The sequence below is a fragment of the Pseudoalteromonas sp. S3178 genome (assembly GCF_005886985.1).
GTDB lineage: Bacteria > Pseudomonadota > Gammaproteobacteria > Enterobacterales > Alteromonadaceae > Pseudoalteromonas > Pseudoalteromonas carrageenovora.
Genome location: NZ_PNCW01000548.1, coordinates 1 through 234, shown reverse-complemented (window position 1 = coordinate 234; position 234 = coordinate 1). Strand labels below are relative to the sequence as shown.

Genomic DNA, 234 nt, shown 5'->3' with positions numbered 1-234 from the left:
TATTGTCTAATTCGGCTTGAATATCCTCCGCAGACAAATCGTTTTCTAACATCAACGGGGGCGTAAGTAAGTTATCGAGCGATGCTTGTTGACGTGTTTTTATCTCAAGTTGGCGTGCAAACACATCCACATAGTGATAGTGCATTGCATGGAGCGTTGCTGCGGTAGGAGAGGGCACCCACGCAGTATTAGCACCAGACTCCGGATGGCCTTGCTTTTGCTCCATCATCAGCG

Annotated in this window: 1 pseudogene; it reads right to left on the bottom strand. The window is 48.3% G+C overall.

What is annotated here, in order from left to right:
- Positions 1 to 234: pseudogene (locus tag CWC11_RS22150) on the bottom strand (malate synthase G); the annotation flags it as partial.